Genomic DNA, 19,177 nt, shown 5'->3' on the forward strand with positions numbered 1-19,177 from the left:
GCTCAAGTATATATACAAGAGCTTTTTTACTATTAGGACATGATTCTAAAAACTTACAATCTGCTTAATAAATCTGTTTTTTTATTATCAAATTCTACATTAGAAAGAATTCCTTTATCTTTTAAACCTGCTAATTTTTCTATTTTAGCAAAAATATCTTCTTCTACAGCACTTGTCTGTTCTACAAACTCTTGTACAGGTTCATTATTAATTACTGGTGCAAAAGGAGCTTCCTCTACAATAGTATTTTGAAAACCTTGTTGTTGAGGAACTATTTCTTGAGGTTGGTTATTTTCTCCACCAGAAACAATAGGTAAAGAATTTAAGTTTACCGTTCCGTATTGGCTTGTAAAAGTTACAGAATAATTCCCTCCTTGCTGTTGCCCTACTCCACCTATATTATTATCTAAAGTATCAAAAATAGTTACTTTACCATTTTCTTGAATCGCCAAACGATTTATATTATTAAAAATAGCATAGCTTGTTCCGTTTTGACTTCCAGTAGAATTAGGAAAACCTAAATCTCCCCACCAATTAGTAGAAAAACCACCTTGTTGATTTTTTAATTGTGGTAATGGTTTGTATTGGATAGCACCTTGCTGAATTAAGTTAGATAAATCATTACAAAGTCCATCAACAGTGTATTTAAGTTGGTTGTTAAACATGTCTCCAACCATAGTCATTCCACCTAACATCCATTGGCCACCACCACCTAATTCTGGAATATTAAATTGTGCCATAGATCCATTACTATTCATAAGACAATGCGTTAAATCTGTAACAGCATTTGAACTTATTCCGTATCTATTTGCAACGTTTAGCATGTTTTGAAAACTTGCATCTGTGAATATTGCATTCATTTTATTTATGTTTTAATTCTTTAATTTAATAAAGATATTTAACTTAAAATTTTTGTACAAAGGTAGACTATAGTATTTCTAAAAATCACTTTTTTATATGAAATTTTTATTAATAAAAAATAGTTATTTATATGACAATAAATATGTTAACTCTCAAAAATACACTTTAAAGCAGATAATGTAGTAAAACAGAAGAATCAATATGAAATTATGATTGTAAAGGGATTTCTGGTAATTTATTTTTAAAACTAGGTGCATTATCTCTGTAAGAAACTAACTTCTTTTTAGAAACTAATACGATTAAATCTTCATTTAGAGTAAACAAAGTTCCGGTTCTAAAAGTTTCTATTAGTAATTTTTCTAGTTCTAAAGTTAATTCATCAAAAGAAAATTGCTTAAACTCATTTTCTTCTGTAAAACGATATTTTAATTCAAAAATATTTTTACCATCAATTTTAAATAAACGTGCATAAACATTTAATAAACCTTCACTTTTTCGCATAGGTTTACTTAGTGTTAACTTTACAAAATCATCATTTACTAAACTCTCTTGTAATGTTTCAAAAAGGACTTTAAAATCGCTCATACTGCAAAAATAGAAATAACAAATTATTAAACGTAAAATTACTTAACAAAACATGCTTGTAACATTTTATATAATTCTGGATGCTTTCTTTTAAATAATTTTGGTCTTTCAAAAAAATATTCACCAGCAACTGCTAAAAACTCAATTTCTGATGTTCCTCCATAACTTCTAATATCCGATTTATTATTGTTAATCTCTTCTATTTTTTGATGCATTAATTGTAACCAAGGGATAATATATTGTTTATCTAGTAACGCAGACGGAATTCCATCAACAACTCCATCTGCTTTGTCTAATAGGTGAATAAATTCATGAATTGCTGTATTACCTTTATCTGTTTTATTGTTAAAACCATGATGTAACGCTTTTCTTGATAAAATCATTTGATTTTCGAATCTTCCAGAACCAACTAATCCAGCAATATTTCTATTTTTTGTTTTTTTATCAAACTGTAAATCTTTATCAAAATAATCTGGATAAATTAAAACAGTTGATAAGTTTGTATAATGCCAATTAGTAAATCTAAAAACAGGAATTACAGCGCTAGAGGCAATTAAAAGTATATCTAATTCTTCTAAATCAAAATGAATGGCTTTAATAGTTGTTCTGCTTAAAAAAGCAGACATTTTATCACAAAAAACCTTTTGCTCTCTTACTGTTAGTTTTTTATAAAATAATACATTTTCTATTAGTAAATTATGCCAATGTTCTGGAATTATGGCTTTTTCTAATATTGATGCTTTAGTTTTTCTTTTTGGTTTTAAAATGAAATATAAAACAACGAGAATTAAAACTGTTAAAATAATATGAATCATTCTTATTTTTAAAAGTGAAAATTATGCATTTTAAACATAAAAAAAACTCAAGTTTATAAACTTGAGCTTTTTAAAATATTATTAATTAAAATACCGAAACCAAGTTCAGAATTTATAATTATGCTTTAAAAGTAATTTTACGCATACGTAAGCTTTCTGGAGTAACTTCTAAATACTCATCAGCTTTAATGTATTCCATATTTTCTTCTAAAGAGAAATCTACTTTCGGAGCAATTTTCATAGCATCATCTGTACCAGATTTACGCATGTTTGTTAATTGCTTTCCTTTAATTAAGTTTACAGCCATATCGTCTGATTTAGAGTTTTCTCCAATAACCTGACCAACATAAATTTCTTGGTTGATATCAATAAAGAAAACACCTCTATCTTGTAAACGGTTTAATGCATAAGCTGTTGCTTTACCAGCTGCAGAAGAAACAATTGCTCCTTTTACTTCTTCAGTAAAGTCTCCTTTATAAGGACCATATTCACTAAATCTATGGTTAATAATAGCTGTACCACCAGTAGCAGTTAAAATTTTATTTCTTAAACCAATTAAACCTCTAGAAGGAATTGAAAATTCTAAATGTTGTAAATCTCCTTTTGGTTCCATCACTAACATATCTCCTTTTCTAAGAGAAACTAAGTTAATTGCTTTAGAAGCCATTTCTTCTGGTACATCAATAGACAATGTTTCCATTGGCTCATGTTTTTTACCATCTATTTCTTTAATAATTACTTGTGGTCTTCCCACTTGTAACTCATAACCTTCTCTACGCATTGTTTCAATCAATACAGATAAGTGTAAAACTCCACGTCCAAAAACGTTAAATTTATCTTCACTGTCCGTAGTTTCTACTTTTAATGCAAGGTTTTTTTCTAATTCTTTAAATAAACGATCTCTTAAGTGACGAGATGTTACAAATTTACCTTCTTTACCAAAGAAAGGAGAGTTGTTAATTGTAAACAACATACTCATTGTAGGTTGATCTATTTCTGTTCTTGGTAATGCTTCTGGGTTTTCTAAATCAGCAATTGTATCACCAATTTCAAAACCTTCAACACCTGTAATTGCACAAATATCTCCACAAGGTACTTTTTCTACTTGAACTTTACCCATTCCTTCGAATACGTGTAATTCTTTAATTCTTACTTTTTTAGTAGAACCGTCAGCTTTACACAACATGTAATCTTTACCAACTTCTAAATCTCCTCTAAAAATACGTCCAATTGCAATTCTTCCTGTAAATTTAGAAAAATCTAAAGAAGTAATTTGCATTTGTGCAGTACCTTCATTGTATTTAGTAGCAGGAATAGATTCTAATACAGCATCTAATAAAGGAACAATATCTTCCGTTTGGTTTTGCCAATCTGTAGACATCCAGTTGTTCTTTGCAGAACCATAAATTGTAGTAAAGTCTAATTGCTCTTCTGTAGCTTCTAAAGCAAACATTAAGTCAAAAACTTTTTCATGAACGATATCAGGAGTACAGTTTTCTTTATCTACTTTGTTTACTACAACGATAGGAGTTAATCCTAATTCTAAGGCTTTACCTAATACAAAACGAGTTTGTGGCATTGGCCCTTCAAATGCATCCACTAATAATAAAACACCATCAGCCATTTTTAATACACGCTCTACTTCTCCACCAAAATCGGCGTGACCAGGAGTATCAATTACGTTAATTTTTGTTCCTTTATATTGAACGGAAACATTCTTAGAAAGAATTGTAATTCCTCTTTCACGTTCTAAGTCATTATTATCTAACAATAAGTCTGTACGTTCTTTACGTTCGTCAAGAATTTTTGCTTGATCTATAATTTTATCTACTAATGTTGTCTTACCGTGATCAACGTGAGCTATAATAGCGATGTTTCTGATTTGCATGCTTAATTTCTTAAATTTCGTGCAAAAGTAGTTGATTAAATGTAATTTATTACTATTCTACATGTTATTTTTATGTTGTTATCACTTTATTCTTAAAAATAGTAGCAAATGATTACACAAAAATTTAAAAACAACCTCCTTTTAAGTTTAATAATTTAGTTTTAGTCTTATTTTTTATTAAAATATCAATTGCTTTTTTGCTTCTAATACCAGAAGCACAATACACTACCAGTGGCTTAGAAAAATCTACCTCATGCAATCGATTTTCTAATTCATCTAAAGGAATATTTTTTCCTCCAATATTATAATCTTCATGTTCATATATTTCTCGAACATCTAATAAACTATATGATTCTATATTTTTTTCAACCTCATCTAAAGTAATTTCATTTTCTTTTGATTTTATTCCACAGAAAAAATCATAATCATTTTCTAATTTATCAATAATTATAGAATTGTTTTTCTCATATTTTAATATCAATTGACGCATGTTTAATGTATCATAAATCAATAATTTATTGGTTAAGACCACTCCTATTTCGCAGATTAACTTAATTACTTCATTTGCTTGTAAACTACCTACAATTCCTGGTAAAACTCCTAAAACACCTATTTCTGAACAGTTCGGAGAATCGCCTGGTTTAGGAGGGGTTGGATACAAACATCTATAACTTGCACTTTTGTGATAGTTAAAAACACTTACCTGACCTTCAAATTTAAAAATAGCACCATACACTAAAGGTGTTTCTGTAATTACCGATGCATCATTGGTTAAATATCTAGTCGAAAAATTATCGCTTCCATCCACAACAATATCATATTTGTTGAATAAATAAATCGCATTGTTATTGGTTAATTTTTCTTGGTAAACATTAAATTTTACAAACGGATTTAATTTTGATAATCGCTTTGAAGCTCTTAAAGCTTTAGAAAAACCAATATCATCAGTAGTATATAAAATTTGACGTTGCAAATTACTTTGATCAACTACATCATCATCAATAATACCTATTGTACCAACTCCTGCAGCTGTTAAATATTGTAAAACAGGGCAACCCAATCCACCAGCTCCAATCACTAAAACTTTGGATTGTTTTAATTTTAATTGTCCTTTTTCTCCTATTTCATCTAAAATAAGATGACGACTGTATTGTTTTTTTTCTTCTAAAGTTAATTTCATATAAAATTATACGCTTTCAAATTGTTCCCAATCTTTCCAAACCACTTCTAATCCATTATTTTTTAACATTTCTACAATGGTTTCTGTACTCCTTTCATCCGAAATTTCGAATTGTTCTAAAGATTGCGGAGCTACTGCATAACCTCCTGGATTGGTTTTAGATTCTGCACTGATGGATGTAATTCCTAAATTTACAATATGATTTCTAAAAACCTCACTTTCCCTTGTAGACATCGACAATTCTACATCTTCATTAAACAATCTAAAAGCACAAATTAATTGAACCAAATCAGCATCTGTCATTTCAACCTTGGGTTCTAATCCACCAGAATGCGGACGTAATCTAGGAAAAGAAATCGAATATTTTGTTTTCCAATAGGTTTTTTGCAAATATTGTAAATGTAACGCTGTAAAAAAACTATCTGCTCTCCAATCTTCCAATCCAAATAAAGCGCCTAAACCAATTTTATGAACACCTGCTTTTCCTAAACGATCAGGAGTATCTAAACGATAATCAAAATTAGATTTTTTTCCTTTTGGATGATGTTTTTTATATTCTTCTCTATGATACGTTTCTTGATACACCAAAACAGCATACAAACCATTTTGTATTAAAAGTTCATATTCATCTTGATGTAAAGGTTGAACTTCAATAGTAATATTAGAAAATTGAGATCTAATTAACTGTATCGCATTCTTAAGATAATTTACACCAACAGTTCTATTTGCTTCACCTGTAACTAATAAAATATGATCGTATCCTTTATCTTTTAAAAATGCAACTTCTTTTAATATTTCTGCGTCTGTTAAAGTTCTTCTTGGTATTTTATTGGTCATGCTAAAACCACAATAGGTACAAATATTTTGGCATTCATTACTCAAATACATTGGTGCATACATTTGTATGGTGTTTCCAAATCGTTTTTTGGTTAGTTGCTGACTTTTTTGTGCCATTTGCTCTAAAAAAGGTTTTGCTGCAGGAGAAATTAACGCTTTAAAATCTTCCAAATCTAACTTATCTTTTGTCAAAGCTGTTTTTACATCAACAGCAGTTTTATCAAAAATACTAGATAATGTAAAGTCCCAATTATAAGTATCAAAAAGTTCTTTAAAATGACTCATATTCTAATTTAAAAATGATGTTAATGGGCTACTAGCTGCCGCTTTTTTACTTACTGGTGCTAATTTTGCTTCAAAAGCCATTCTACCCGATTCCACAGCCATTTTAAATGCTTTTGCCATCGCAATAGGATTTTGAGAAACTGCAATTGCGGTATTTACCAAAACGGCATCTGCACCTAACTCCATAGCATAAGCTGCATGAGAAGGTGCACCAATACCTGCATCTACAACTACAGGCACGTTAGATTGTTCTATAATAATCTCTAAAAAATCTTGTGTTTTTAAACCTTTATTACTTCCAATTGGCGCTCCTAAAGGCATTACACACTGCACACCAACATCTTCTAATCGTTTGCATAAAACAGGATCTGCATGAATATAAGGCATCACTACAAAACCTAACTTTACTAATTGTTCTGCTGCTTTTAAAGTTTCAATTGGATCTGGTAATAAATATCTTGGATCTGGATGAATTTCTAATTTTACCCAATTGGTTTCTAAAGCTTCTCTTGATAATTCTGCTGCAAAAACCGCTTCTTTTGCAGTTCTAACTCCAGAAGTATTTGGCAATAAATTGATGTGAGGATGATTTAAATGTGTTAAAATATCATCTTCATCGTTCGTAACATCTACTCTTTTTAAAGCCACCGTAATCAACTCACTTTCTGATGCCAATAAAGATGCTCTCATTAATTTAGAAGAACTAAATTTTCCTGTTCCTGTGAACAAACGAGATGTAAATTCTTTATCTGCTATTTTTAATTTTTGATTCATTTTATATGTTTTAAATTGATGTCAGTTCGAGCGCAGTCGAGAACTCTTAATCATTTCGTTAAACTAGAAAACCTCTCGACTGCGCTCGAGGAGACATACCAATTTTAGTTTAAAATTTCTTGAAAATTAGCAACATTAGCAACATTATTTGTAATTGTACCAGAAACAGCAACACCATAAATACCCGTATTTATAATTTCTGAAACATCTTTTAACTCAATTCCTCCAATGGCAATTATGGGTACTTTTGTTTGCAGTTTTTCTAATATATTTTGGTATCCTAAAACACCTAAAACCGGACTTAATTTCTTTTTTGTTTTAGTAAATTGATAAGGTCCTAAACCTATATAATCTACTTTTTTATCTAATAAAATTTCACAATCTTCAACTGTATTTGCGGTTCCTCCTATTATAAAAGAGGTTCCTAAAAATTGACGAACTATTAATGGACATTCATCATTTTTACCCAAATGGACTCCATCTGCATTTACTGCTTTTGCAATTTTATAATGATCGTTTATAATTAATTTTGCATTAAATTCTGAGGTTATTTTTCTCGCCTTTTTAGCCGTTTCTAAAATCACCTTAGTATCTAATTCTTTTAATCGTAATTGCACCCAATCTGCACCAGCAGCACAGGATTTTTGTATATTTACTAAATGCTCTTCTGGCGTTTTACCTTGTGTTATGTATTGTAATTTACAAATCATTAATTCTGATAATTATGTGTTCCTAATAAGGTTTTGTTAGAACTTAAAAATTGTTCTATATACAATTTTGTGTTTTTACAAGCATCTTCTAACGAAATATCTTTTGATAAATTTGCAGCTAAAGCTGATGATAAAACACAACCACTTCCGTGTTTTTCAAATATGGAATCAGTTGTAATTGGTACAATATTTAGTTTTGCAATTTTACTGTAATACACTTCATCCCAGCCTTTTTTATCTGTTCTATGACCTCCTTTTAGATAAATATTTGTTTTTTGTGATATAAAATCGATGGTTTCTTCTATCGTTTTATCTGGAAATAACTCTTTTATTTCATCATAATTTGGAGTTATAAAATAACATTCCGTCAATACTTTTTCTAAAATTTTTAAGTTTTGTTTTGTATGAAAATTAAAACCCGCACTTGCTTTTAGGATTGGATCTAACACAATTTTAATTGTTGGATTCATTTTTTTTAAAGTATGAATTACCTCTAGTAAAACTTCCCAAGATTGAATGATTCCTATTTTTACCACATCAATCGAAAATCGTTGAAAAAGCAATTCAATTTGATTTAAAATTACTTGTTTTTCTATCCAAATACAGTTTTTAAATTCCATATCATTTTGAACTGTTACCGCGGTACAAACAGATAATCCATATAAATGATGCGCGTCAAATGTTTTAATATCTGAAGTAATTCCCGCCCCACTTGATGGATCTAAACCTGCAATAGTGAGTATGTATTTTTTTTGATTCAATTTTTTATGTATTTGGTTCTCGACTGCGCTCGAACTGACAACTGAGCTCGAACTGACAAACTTTTACAATTAATTTTTTAAAGATTCTTCGTAACACTTTTTTATACTTTTAAAACTCTCAACTGGATTTTCTGCATTCCAAACGCCACCTAAAACACCGATTCCTTTAAAACCTAATTCTAAGGTTTCTTTTATGGTGTCTATATTAATCCCACCCATTCCAATAATTGTTTTATCTATATGGTTCACGTCAAAACCTTTGCCTTCATATCCTTTCTTAGAAATAGATGAAAAAACCGGACTTAATAAATGATAATCAAACTCAAAATAACACTCTTTTAAAACTTCAGGATCATGAAAAGAAGAACTTATTGTCTTACCGTACATATTTAGATTTTTAAAATACTCACTTGGGTTATCAATATGATCGATTCTCTTTTGTTCTTGAAAATGAATGCCTTTTAAATTAAACTCATTTACCAATTTATGATAATAATGTACCACAATTTTATTATGATATTTTTTATCTATCTGATTTAAATAATTACAATGTTCTTGATAATTTTTATCTGGTTTTCTAAAATGATAATATTCCAAACCTTCTTGAAATAATTGATGAAGTATTTCAATTTCATTCGGAATATCTTTTTCTGGCGCTATAAGAACTATCATAGTGTTTTTAGTTTTGATTCTAAAAGATAAGATTACTTCGTCGTACCTCCTCGTAATGACGATAATTTTTAACTTCTTGTAATTACGTATCTATTGGTTGAGTTAGGGATTGCAGTGATATCCTTTTGCTTTTTCTGCAAAAGATATAACGGAAAGCCCGCCCACGCTTTTTTTTCAAAAGCGTGGGAACTTCCTAATTATTTTACAAATACACTTCTGATCCTTTTTCTTTAAATTCTTTCGATTTTTCTTCGAAACCTTTTGCTATTACTTCATTATCTACAATGTCGTTTTCGGCAGCAAAATCACGAACTTCTTGCGATATTTTCATAGAACAAAATTTTGGTCCACACATTGAGCAGAAATGTGCGATTTTTGCACCTTCAGCGGGTAAGGTTTCATCGTGATATTCTCTTGCACGTTCTGGATCTAATCCTAAATTAAACTGATCTTCCCAACGGAATTCGAAACGTGCCATACTTAATGCATTATCTCTGTGTTGAGACCCTGGATGACCTTTAGCTAAATCGGCAGCGTGTGCCGCTAATTTATAAGTAACAACCCCCACACGAACGTCTTCTTTATTAGGTAAACCCAAATGTTCTTTTGGCGTTACGTAACACAACATTGCACAACCAAACCAACCAATCATGGCGGCACCAATACCCGAAGTTATGTGGTCGTAACCTGGAGCAATATCTGTTGTTAAAGGTCCTAAAGTGTAAAAAGGAGCTTCATCACAAACTTCAATTTGCTTTTCCATATTTTCTTTAATCATGTGCATTGGCACGTGACCTGGACCTTCTATAAAGCATTGTACTTCGTGCTTTCGAGCAATTTTTGTCAATTCACCTAAAGTTTCTAATTCGGCAAATTGTGCTTCGTCATTTGCATCGGCAACCGAACCAGGACGTAACCCGTCTCCTAAAGAAAAAGCAACATCGTATGATTTTAAAATCTCACAAATTTCTTCGAAATGTGTGTATAAGAAACTTTCTTTATGATGCGCCAAACACCATTTTGCCATAATAGAACCTCCACGAGAAACGATTCCTGTTACTCGTTTTGCTGTCATTGGTACATAGCGCAATAAAACTCCGGCATGGATTGTAAAATAATCTACACCTTGTTCTGCCTGTTCTATTAAAGTATCTTTAAAAATTTCCCACGTTAAATCTTCTGCAACTCCGTTTACTTTTTCTAAAGCTTGATAAATTGGTACGGTACCAACCGGAACAGGAGAATTACGAACAATCCACTCACGAGTTTCATGAATATTTTGTCCTGTAGATAAATCCATAATATTATCTGCTCCCCAACGACAAGCCCAAACTGCTTTTTCTACTTCTTCTTCTATAGATGAAGTTGTTGCAGAATTACCAATATTTGCATTAATTTTTACCAAGAAATTTCTTCCTAAAATCATAGGTTCTGCTTCTGGATGATTGATGTTAGATGGAATTACTGCACGACCTCTGGCAACTTCACTTCGTACAAATTCTGGAGTAATTTTATCTGGAATTGAAGCACCAAAGTGTTCTCCTTTGTGTTGTTTTCTAATCTCAGTCATTTCATCAATTCGTTGATTTTCACGAATTGCGATGTATTCCATTTCTGGAGTAATAATTCCTTTTTTAGCGTAATGTAATTGTGTTACATTTTGACCTTTTTTAGCACGCATTGGCTTTTTTAAATGGCTAAAACGCATGTGGTCTAAACTTTTATCGTTTAAACGTTGATTACAATATTTTGAAGTAAATCCTTCTAATTGCTCAACATCATTTCTGTCTAAAATCCATTGTTCTTTTATTCTTTCTATTCCGTTATGAACATTAATTTCTTTATTTGGGTCTGTGTAAGGCCCAGAAGTATCGTAAACGGTAACAGGTTCATTGGGTGTTTTCTTTTTCGTCATCGAATCCGTTGTATCACTCAAAGAAATTTCTCGCATTGCCACTTTAATCTGTGGATGTATTTTTCCTTGAACATAAATTTTTTTCGAGTTTGGAAAAGGGTTTCTTGTTACTTGTCCTTCTTTTGGTGCGGTGTCTTTTTTCTTCATATTATATTTTAAAAGGTGTTGTTTTGTTTAATTGTGTACTATTATAAAACTTAGTCAATTCTCATAAATTTTGCGATTTCAAAAAGTTCTCGATACAATTTTTCGTACCTCAAAATCACTCGAACTGACATATTCAAATATTTAATTATCAGTAGATTTATCCGCCTTGAGTAGATTTTATAATTAAAACAACATCTTCTTGTTGAAGATTTTTTAAAGACCATTCCGTTTTTTTAACAACATTGTTATTTATGGCAATAGCAATGCCATTGGTTTGAATTTTTAAATGTTCAACCAATTCTTGTAATGTTGTTTTGTTGGAAATTTCTTGAGTTTCGTTGTTTACTTTTATAGTCATCATACTTGATTTTTAAAGTAAACTCTAGAAGAAAATAGATACATTTATATACATATAATATGTATAAGCATGCATTTAAGAATGACTTTTTCCTACGCTGGTATTAACCAAATCAGGTTCTAAGGATATTTCTCAAACTAGTTACCTAGCTACTCCTAAAGTTTAATAGTTCAAATATATTATAATATTCTGAAATATTTTATAAAGTTGATTTTTTATTTTTATCGCCAGGCAAATCATCTTGAAATGCAGATGGTAAAATATCTGGAATTAATTTGATTAAAAGCGGTAACAACAAAGCGCCACCAGGCAATAAAAATACTGCCAAAGCAGGTATTGCTTTACAAATATCTAACAACTGAATTCTAATTTTTTCTTTTTCTTCTTCGGATAAACTAGAATGTGTAGATTTTTTTATTAAGAAAATTGCCTCTTTACTTTGCCTTAATTCTTGATCTAGCCTAAGTTTATTTCTAATTAGCAATAATTTTAATTCCTCTAAGCTTGTCATTATAATTTTCTTCTCTTTTTTTCGGTTTTAAGCAGATTTAACTCTCTACTTGTTTGTCCGGCAACCGATGTATTTTCTTCTGCTCTTCTTATTAAATAAGGCATTACATCTCTTACTGGACCAAAAGGTAAATACTTTGCAACATTATAACCTTCATTTGCTAAATTATAACTAATATGATCACTCATACCAAATAATTGCCCAAACCAAAGACGTTTATCATTTTTATCTATATTGTATTTTTGGGCTAAATCCATCACTAAATAAGAACTTTCTTCATTATGAGTTCCTGCAAATAAAGCCATTTTTTGATGTTCCATTAAAAATCGTATAGCAGCATCATAATTAATATCAGTTGCTTCTTTATTCTCACATATTGGAGAAGAGTATCCTTTTTCTTCTGCTCTTTCTCGTTCTTTTTCCATATAAGCTCCTCTAACCACTTTCATCCCAATATAAAATCCTTTTTGATGAGCTCTTAAATAAAGTTCTTTTAAATAATCTAATCTATCATGACGATACATTTGTAAAGTATTAAAAACAATAGCTTTTTCTTTATTATAGATTTCCATTAATTCTTCAATTAAATCGTCTGCAGCAGTTTGCATCCAACTTTCTTCTGCATCTATTAATAAAGGTACATCTTTTTCTACAGCTGCTTTACAAACTTTATGAAAACGAGTAACAACTCTACTCCATTCTTCTTTTTCTTCTTCATTTAGTTTTTCTCCTTCTGTTATTTTTTGATATAAGCCAAAACGACCAAAACCTGTGGGTTTAAAAACTGCATAAGGAATCGATTTTTTTTCTTCACAAAAATTGATGATTCTTAAAATTTTTTCTAAGGCACCATCAAAACTAGCTTCATCTTCTTTACCTTCTACAGAATAGTCTAAAACACTATGTACACTTCCGTTGTTATACATGTTATCTATAATTGGCAAACAATCGGTTTCTGTTACTCCTCCGCAAAAATGATCGAAAACTGTAGAACGGATTAAACCTTCTATTGGCAAATGTGCTTTTAATGCAAAATTGGTTACAGCACTACCAATTTTCACCATTGGTTGGCTTTGTATCATCCTAAATAAAAAATAAGCACGTTCTAATTGAGAATCTGACTTTAAAGAAAAAGCAACTTCTGTATTATCAAAAAGTTTCATTCGATATTATTTTAAACGAAACAAATATAACTATAGAATGGTAATAATTGAATTTTTTATTTTTATTTTGCACACTTAATAAATTACCAATGAATTCTATACCAGCAGTTACATATCCTGTTCATTTTCAAGACAAAGCATACATATCTCTTTCTAATTTAATTGAAAAAAATAATTACTCTACAATCTTTATTGTGGTTGATGAGAATACTTTTGAACATTGTTATCCTAAATTTATTCAAAATTTAAATACTGATAAAAAAATTGAAGTAATTGAAATTGAATCCGGAGAAATTAACAAAAATCTAGAAACTTGTATAGGTGTTTGGAACGCTATTACAGAATTGGGTGGCGATAGAAAAAGTTTGTTAATTACCTTAGGAGGTGGTGTTATTACCGATTTAGGTGGCTTTGTAGCTTCCTGTTTTAAACGTGGAATTGATTTTGTAAACATACCTACAACTCTTTTGTCTATGGTTGATGCTTCTGTGGGTGGCAAAACTGGTGTAGATTTAGGTGTTTTGAAAAATCAGATTGGTTTGTTTGCAAATCCAGAAATGGTAATTGTAGATACTGATTATTTAAAAACAGTTACAGAAAGAGAAATAAAATCTGGAACTGCAGAAATTATTAAATATGGTGTTACTTATGATACAAACCTTTTTAATGAAATTAAAAATAACCCAAAATTACAAATTAGCGATTTAATTTTTAGATCTATAGAAATTAAAAACGAAGTTGTTTTACAAGATCCTAAAGAAAAAAACTTACGTAAAATTTTAAATTTTGGGCATACTTTAGGACATGCAATTGAATCTTTTTATCTAGAATCTGAAGACAAAGAAAACTTAACTCACGGAGAAGCCATTGCTATTGGTATGGTTTGCGAATGTTATATGTCTGAAAAATTATTAGGGTTTCCTTCAGAAAAAGTAAACGAAGTAAAAGAAGTAGTTTTATCAATCTATAATAAGATAAATTTATTAAAAGAAGATTTTGCTGATATTATGGAATTGCTAAAACACGATAAGAAAAACGTAAACGGACAAGTAAACTTTGTTCTTTTAAACGATTTTGAAGATTATAAAATAGATTGTAAAGTACCTGAAGCTCTAATTGTTGAGAGTATGGAGTTTTATAATCAATAAAACTTTTGATGATAAAATTTTAAATTTAGAATATATAAAAAGACCTTTCAATTATACATTTGAAAGGTCTTTCTAATTTAATCAAGAAATTTCTAAAACTCACGCTTACCAAACTCACTATCAATAAATTTCGATTTATTTTTAGCTGCATTAAATGTATAAGACAGATTTAGTGTAACCATATCTACTTCATAAACATAATTTGTGGTTGTGTAAAATTGATTAGCTCTAGAGGTTGTAATACGTTGTTCGTTTGTGTTTAACAAGCCCATATCTATATTTTGCCATTGTAAAGTTGCTGTTAATCGATCGTCCATAAACTTTTTTCGAAACGTTAAGTTTGGTGAGTAAAAACGAGAGTCTTCACCCATTGCAGTATTTCTATCAGATAAATAATTAAAGGTAAATTGTAATGCAGCATTTTCCCAAAAATTATAGGTTGAGTTTAAATTGATAGAATAAATTGTTGATTTAGAATCGATATCATAATTTCTTTCTATACCATCTCTGTGTCTAAAATTTAAAACGCCATCAATATCATAATTATACACATTTACGCCTATAAAGTTGGTCCAATTGTCAGTTGGTTTAAAAGTTGCGCCAACTTCTAAACCTAACGAATTGCTTTTACCAACATTAGAATAAACTCGGTTGATAATGCTATCTATAACTTGTCCATTTTCCTCGTAAGCCAAAGTATTTACACGATTTATAACATTATCTACATGTCTAAAATAAGCAGTTGCATACACAGAATTACCGCCTTTTAATTTTTTAGTGACACCTAATTCAACCAAATCTATAAACTCTGGTAATAAAGTATTATCACCTTGTTCAAAAACTTCAGAATGTTCACGTTCCGCAAAACTATTCATTTTAAAAGTAGTGGTTCTTTCTACTCTTTTGCTGTAAGCCGTTTTAATATTTGTCTTTTCATCAATTTTATATTGTAAAGATGCAGAAGGAAAAAGTTTTACAAAATCGTAATTATAAACATTTTCTGTGGTTTCGCTTTGTAACGCTTCTTTATATTCTCTGTCCATAGATTCTACACGAACACCAGCAGCATAATCCCATTTGTTTTTAGATGCAGAAACTTGTGCATAACCAGAATGAATACTTCTTTTTAAGCTTACATCACTAGAAAATTCTGGTACTAAAACACCATCTCTTTCGTACACAAATTTACCTGTATGATCTAAATTTCTGTATTGGTAGCCCGTTTCTAAAGTTCCGAAAGAAAAAGGTTTCCATTTATAATCTAAATTAAAACGAGTTCCATACAAAGGATTATCATTGGTATTGTATTCTCTTTGATAAACGATGTCATTATCTGGATGGCCTAAATTATCATTCTCTGTTGGGCCTCCTAAAAAAGTATATTCATATAAAATTGAAGTAGAAATTTTAGATTGATTATCAAATTTATGAGTATAATCAAAACTACCTAAAGCAAAATCTCCTTTTCTAATTCTTAAGTTGTGATTGTAATACGCAAAAGTATAATCTCTTATAGATCCACCAATTGGTGAAATGGAATGATTATCATAATATACAATATCTGCCAAACGTTCTTTTGTACGTTTTCCTGCAAAAAAACCTAAAGATAAAGCATCAGATTCGTTTGGAGTATAATCAACATTAAAACGTCCATTGTATGTAACTTCATCAAAACTACGCTCGCCATCAGAAGGCAAAAATGTAGTTTTATTTTCTGCAGCATTTACAATGAACATATCTCCTTCTCTTCTACCAGCTTTATCATTTCTTTGGTAACTTGCACCAACAGAAACATTAAAATGATCTGTTCTGTTGTTTACAGTAACATCAATTCCATATCTTTTTGCAGCAACTTTTGTATCGTAATCTTCTATAGAAGGAAAACCACCTTTTACATTTACTTGTGCAAAAGTTCCGTTAATTGCCCCTTTTTTAGTGATGATATTTAAAATACCTCCTTTACCTTCAGGATCGTATTTTGCAGACGGAGCCGTAATTAACTCTACAGTTTCTAAAGCATTTGCTGGTAATTGTGCTAAAATTGCACTTGCATCTCCTTGAGTTGGCTTGCCATTTATTAAAACTGTAAACCCTTTACTACCTCTTACACTAATTTCTCCTAAACCATCTATAGTTACAGATGGCAAATTTTTAACAACATCTACAGCATTACCACCAACTGTATTCTGAAACTTTTTGGTATCGAAAACTTGACGATCAATTTTATGTAAAACTGTCTTTTTTTCTGATTTTACAACCACTTCATTCAACTGATTGTTAGCACCTAAAGCTAATTTAATCAATCCTAAATCTTTCTTTTCTCCTTTTTTATTGATGATAATATTTGATATGGTTTGTAATTGATAACCGATAAAAGAAGCTTCTATATAATAATTTCCTGGTTTGATATTCTCTATAGAAAAAATTCCATCAGCATTGGTAACCACACCATTTACAAGGCTTTTTGTAGCAGAATTATACAACACAACTGATGCGTATTCTAGTGGATTACTATTATCTATCTCTACAACTTTACCTGCTATTTGAGAGAAAATAATACTTGATGAAAAAATACTAATAGTTAAAAGTACTTTTTTTAGAAAATTAGTCATAAATTTTAAATTATAGGCTTCTTATAAATCGAAATACTTTAATCAGTTTTCAATAGTTCTTTAAAAAATCTAAAAATAAGGCAAAAAAAAATAGCCTTTTAATAAAAAAAGGCTATTCATTTAATTTTATATGAAAAAATTAAATTTTCTTAACTTTTACAGCATTCATGCCACGCATTCCTTTTTCTAACTCAAAAGAAACTTTATCGTTTTCTGCAATTTGATCTATTAAACCACTTACGTGTGTAAAATACTTTTCATTATTTTCTGTATCTATAATAAAACCAAATCCTTTAGAGGTATCAAAGAAAGAAACTTTTCCTTTTCTTACAGGATCTTCCTCTGGTAAATCTTCTTTTTTAGTTACAGAAATTTGAATATCTTCTAACTCATACTCTACTTTTAACTCTGGATCTGGTGGAGTGTCTGTTAAATTACCATTATGATCTACATATGCAAACTGAATTCCTGCTGAACCATTTTCTTCTTTAGCAGCTTTTCTAGCATCCATTTTCTTTTGCTTGTCTTGACGTTTTTTTAAACGTTTTTTTTCTTTTTCACTTTTACTAAATGTTTGTTGCGATTTTGCCATTAATATATAAAAAGATTTAAATTATTATTTCTGAAAAGATAAAATACCTAACCGAATATTAAAATCAAACTTATAGTTAACTTGTGTAATGAGCGAAGTGTATTCTTTCTTATGCTGCAAATATACTATTTATTAGCGAATTATTAAATTAAATTTTATTTAAAAAAGTTAAATGTTAAAAAATGTTAAAATTAAATTTTATTAAAAACCATAATATCGAATAACTCGTAAGTATTCCCGAAAACTAAAATATTAAATTATGAAAACTATTAAAATTATGGCACTTTTTTGTGCAACTGCAATTACTTTTACTTCTTGTAATGATTCTGAAAATGATGCTATATTAGAAACAGATACAAAAGTTTTATTTACCTCTAACAACTCTAATGGTAATATAAACATGTATAATGTATCAGACATGAACAGTATTACTACTTCTACTTTAACAACAACAACTTTACAAGCAGACGGAATTTATTATGATGGATCAGAAGATTTAGTTGTACAAGCATCTAGAAGTACATTTGGTTTAGAAGGTTATACAGATGTAGACATTACTAACAATTCTTTAAACGTTAATGTTGGCATAACTGGTTCTTTAGATATGACAAGCCCAAGAGAATTAGCTGTAAGTGGAAACTTTTATGTGGTAGCAGATAATGCGGATGCGGATGGAAATACATCAACTAATGATGGTCGTCTTTTTATTTATTCTAAAATTGATGATACTTTTACTTTAAGAAATGTAATTACTACAGATATTAAACTTTGGGGTATTATTTTTAAAGGAAATGATTTATATGCAATCGCAGACACTACAAATGAATTAGCTGTTTATACAGATTTTTTAAGCAACACAAGTACTGCAACAATTACTACTTCTAAAAAAATTGTTATAGAAGGTATTATAAGAACTCATGGTTTAACATATGATTCTATGACAGATACAATGATTTTAACTGATATTGGTAATGCTACAAATGGACAAGATGATGGTGGTTTTCATATAATTAATAATTTTACATCTAAATTTAATAGTACTTCTAACGGAGCAACATTGGCAGTAAGTGAACAAACAAGAGTTTCTGGTTCTAACACTTTATTAGGTAACCCTGTAGATGTAGCTTATGATAATGAAACCGAAACTGTATTTATTGCAGAAGCTGGTAATGGTGGTGGAAGAATTTTAGCTTTTAACAACATTAGTTCTGGTGGAAACCTAACACCAAGTTACAATGCTTCTTTAGCCTCTGCTTCTGCTGTGTTTTTACATAAAGAATAAAATATTATTAAATATTTTTTAATGTTGATATTGGCCTTTCGAGTACTCGAAAGGCTTCTTTTTTTAACAAAATGTTAATTA

18 protein-coding genes and 1 riboswitch are annotated in these 19,177 nt (G+C 29.8%); of the genes, 2 read left to right on the forward strand and 16 right to left on the reverse strand.

The window, feature by feature from the left end; genetic code table 11:
- Positions 1-53: 53 nt before the first annotated feature.
- From ACJJVY_RS03215 to ACJJVY_RS03280, 14 genes are all read right to left on the reverse strand, one after another.
- On the reverse strand, positions 54-860 hold the full coding sequence (locus ACJJVY_RS03215) for an SHOCT domain-containing protein (RefSeq protein ID WP_405605071.1): 807 nt from the start codon (positions 858-860) through the stop codon (positions 54-56).
- Between the two features lie 208 nt (positions 861-1,068).
- On the reverse strand, positions 1,069-1,446 hold the full coding sequence (locus ACJJVY_RS03220) for a hypothetical protein (protein WP_405605073.1): 378 nt from the start codon (positions 1,444-1,446) through the stop codon (positions 1,069-1,071).
- A 38-nt stretch (positions 1,447-1,484) separates the two neighbouring features.
- Positions 1,485-2,261, reverse strand: a complete 777-nt coding sequence (locus ACJJVY_RS03225) for a zinc-dependent peptidase (protein ID WP_405605075.1) — start codon at positions 2,259-2,261, stop codon at positions 1,485-1,487.
- A gap of 118 nt (positions 2,262-2,379) precedes the next feature.
- Entirely contained in the window at positions 2,380-4,149 is a 1,770-nt protein-coding gene (gene typA / locus ACJJVY_RS03230; RefSeq protein ID WP_405605077.1) for a translational GTPase TypA, read from the reverse strand.
- A gap of 124 nt (positions 4,150-4,273) precedes the next feature.
- Positions 4,274-5,329: a molybdopterin-synthase adenylyltransferase MoeB gene (gene moeB / locus ACJJVY_RS03235; RefSeq protein ID WP_405605079.1), complete on the reverse strand. Its 1,056-nt coding sequence runs from the start codon at positions 5,327-5,329 to the stop codon at positions 4,274-4,276.
- Positions 5,330-5,335: 6 nt separating this feature from the next.
- Entirely contained in the window at positions 5,336-6,451 is a 1,116-nt protein-coding gene (gene thiH, locus ACJJVY_RS03240; protein WP_405605081.1) for a 2-iminoacetate synthase ThiH, read from the reverse strand.
- Between the two features lie 3 nt (positions 6,452-6,454).
- A complete protein-coding gene (locus ACJJVY_RS03245; protein WP_405605083.1) occupies positions 6,455-7,225 on the reverse strand; it encodes a thiazole synthase in 771 nt (256 codons plus the stop codon).
- A 104-nt stretch (positions 7,226-7,329) separates the two neighbouring features.
- Positions 7,330-7,935: a thiamine phosphate synthase gene (gene thiE / locus ACJJVY_RS03250; protein ID WP_405605085.1), complete on the reverse strand. Its 606-nt coding sequence runs from the start codon at positions 7,933-7,935 to the stop codon at positions 7,330-7,332.
- On the reverse strand, positions 7,935-8,696 hold the full coding sequence (locus tag ACJJVY_RS03255; RefSeq protein ID WP_405605087.1) for a hydroxymethylpyrimidine/phosphomethylpyrimidine kinase: 762 nt from the start codon (positions 8,694-8,696) through the stop codon (positions 7,935-7,937). The genes thiE and ACJJVY_RS03255 overlap by 1 nt, the downstream gene beginning before the upstream one ends.
- 69 nt (positions 8,697-8,765) lie before the next feature.
- Positions 8,766-9,368: a thiamine phosphate synthase gene (locus tag ACJJVY_RS03260; protein ID WP_405605089.1), complete on the reverse strand. Its 603-nt coding sequence runs from the start codon at positions 9,366-9,368 to the stop codon at positions 8,766-8,768.
- A 202-nt stretch (positions 9,369-9,570) separates the two neighbouring features.
- Positions 9,571-11,430, reverse strand: a complete 1,860-nt coding sequence (gene thiC / locus ACJJVY_RS03265; protein ID WP_405605091.1) for a phosphomethylpyrimidine synthase ThiC — start codon at positions 11,428-11,430, stop codon at positions 9,571-9,573.
- Positions 11,431-11,587: 157 nt separating this feature from the next.
- Complete coding sequence (thiS, locus tag ACJJVY_RS03270; RefSeq protein ID WP_405605093.1) at positions 11,588-11,791, reverse strand: sulfur carrier protein ThiS; 204 nt, start codon at positions 11,789-11,791, stop codon at positions 11,588-11,590.
- 69 nt (positions 11,792-11,860) lie between these two features.
- A riboswitch (TPP riboswitch) is annotated at positions 11,861-11,955 on the reverse strand.
- Positions 11,956-11,987: 32 nt separating this feature from the next.
- Complete coding sequence (locus ACJJVY_RS03275; RefSeq protein ID WP_405605096.1) at positions 11,988-12,299, reverse strand: LETM1 domain-containing protein; 312 nt, start codon at positions 12,297-12,299, stop codon at positions 11,988-11,990.
- The gene (locus ACJJVY_RS03280; RefSeq protein ID WP_405605098.1) at positions 12,299-13,462 is read right to left on the reverse strand and encodes a proline dehydrogenase family protein; all 1,164 of its coding nucleotides are present in this window, start codon (positions 13,460-13,462) and stop codon (positions 12,299-12,301) included. The genes ACJJVY_RS03275 and ACJJVY_RS03280 overlap by 1 nt, the downstream gene beginning before the upstream one ends.
- Positions 13,463-13,551: 89 nt before the next feature.
- Between ACJJVY_RS03280 and aroB the strand changes: the two genes are divergently transcribed.
- Positions 13,552-14,610: a 3-dehydroquinate synthase gene (gene aroB, locus ACJJVY_RS03285; protein WP_405605100.1), complete on the forward strand. Its 1,059-nt coding sequence runs from the start codon at positions 13,552-13,554 to the stop codon at positions 14,608-14,610.
- A gap of 92 nt (positions 14,611-14,702) precedes the next feature.
- Here the strand turns inward: aroB and ACJJVY_RS03290 are convergent, their stop codons facing one another.
- The gene (locus tag ACJJVY_RS03290) at positions 14,703-17,222 is read right to left on the reverse strand and encodes an outer membrane beta-barrel protein (protein ID WP_405605102.1); all 2,520 of its coding nucleotides are present in this window, start codon (positions 17,220-17,222) and stop codon (positions 14,703-14,705) included.
- 139 nt (positions 17,223-17,361) lie between these two features.
- Positions 17,362-17,814, reverse strand: a complete 453-nt coding sequence (locus tag ACJJVY_RS03295) for a cold-shock protein (protein WP_405605104.1) — start codon at positions 17,812-17,814, stop codon at positions 17,362-17,364.
- 259 nt (positions 17,815-18,073) lie between these two features.
- Here ACJJVY_RS03295 and ACJJVY_RS03300 point away from each other — a divergent pair, with 259 nt between their 5' ends.
- Positions 18,074-19,096: a hypothetical protein gene (locus ACJJVY_RS03300; RefSeq protein ID WP_405605106.1), complete on the forward strand. Its 1,023-nt coding sequence runs from the start codon at positions 18,074-18,076 to the stop codon at positions 19,094-19,096.
- Positions 19,097-19,177 lie beyond the last annotated feature (81 nt).

It is taken from the genome of Polaribacter sp. Asnod1-A03 (assembly GCF_045063585.1).
Classification (GTDB): domain Bacteria; phylum Bacteroidota; class Bacteroidia; order Flavobacteriales; family Flavobacteriaceae; genus Polaribacter.

Coding starts and splice junctions, on each gene's coding strand:
- ACJJVY_RS03215 (WP_405605071.1), bottom strand. CDS start 860: ATGAATGCAATATTCACAGATGCAAGTTTTCAAAACATGCTAAACGTT.
- ACJJVY_RS03220 (WP_405605073.1), bottom strand. CDS start 1,446: ATGAGCGATTTTAAAGTCCTTTTTGAAACATTACAAGAGAGTTTAGTA.
- ACJJVY_RS03225 (WP_405605075.1), bottom strand. CDS start 2,261: ATGATTCATATTATTTTAACAGTTTTAATTCTCGTTGTTTTATATTTC.
- typA (WP_405605077.1), bottom strand. CDS start 4,149: ATGCAAATCAGAAACATCGCTATTATAGCTCACGTTGATCACGGTAAG.
- moeB (WP_405605079.1), bottom strand. CDS start 5,329: ATGAAATTAACTTTAGAAGAAAAAAAACAATACAGTCGTCATCTTATT.
- thiH (WP_405605081.1), bottom strand. CDS start 6,451: ATGAGTCATTTTAAAGAACTTTTTGATACTTATAATTGGGACTTTACA.
- ACJJVY_RS03245 (WP_405605083.1), bottom strand. CDS start 7,225: ATGAATCAAAAATTAAAAATAGCAGATAAAGAATTTACATCTCGTTTG.
- thiE (WP_405605085.1), bottom strand. CDS start 7,935: ATGATTTGTAAATTACAATACATAACACAAGGTAAAACGCCAGAAGAG.
- ACJJVY_RS03260 (WP_405605089.1), bottom strand. CDS start 9,368: ATGATAGTTCTTATAGCGCCAGAAAAAGATATTCCGAATGAAATTGAA.
- thiC (WP_405605091.1), bottom strand. CDS start 11,430: ATGAAGAAAAAAGACACCGCACCAAAAGAAGGACAAGTAACAAGAAAC.
- thiS (WP_405605093.1), bottom strand. CDS start 11,791: ATGATGACTATAAAAGTAAACAACGAAACTCAAGAAATTTCCAACAAA.
- ACJJVY_RS03275 (WP_405605096.1), bottom strand. CDS start 12,299: ATGACAAGCTTAGAGGAATTAAAATTATTGCTAATTAGAAATAAACTT.
- ACJJVY_RS03280 (WP_405605098.1), bottom strand. CDS start 13,462: ATGAAACTTTTTGATAATACAGAAGTTGCTTTTTCTTTAAAGTCAGAT.
- aroB (WP_405605100.1), top strand. CDS start 13,552: ATGAATTCTATACCAGCAGTTACATATCCTGTTCATTTTCAAGACAAA.
- ACJJVY_RS03290 (WP_405605102.1), bottom strand. CDS start 17,222: ATGACTAATTTTCTAAAAAAAGTACTTTTAACTATTAGTATTTTTTCA.
- ACJJVY_RS03295 (WP_405605104.1), bottom strand. CDS start 17,814: ATGGCAAAATCGCAACAAACATTTAGTAAAAGTGAAAAAGAAAAAAAA.
- ACJJVY_RS03300 (WP_405605106.1), top strand. CDS start 18,074: ATGAAAACTATTAAAATTATGGCACTTTTTTGTGCAACTGCAATTACT.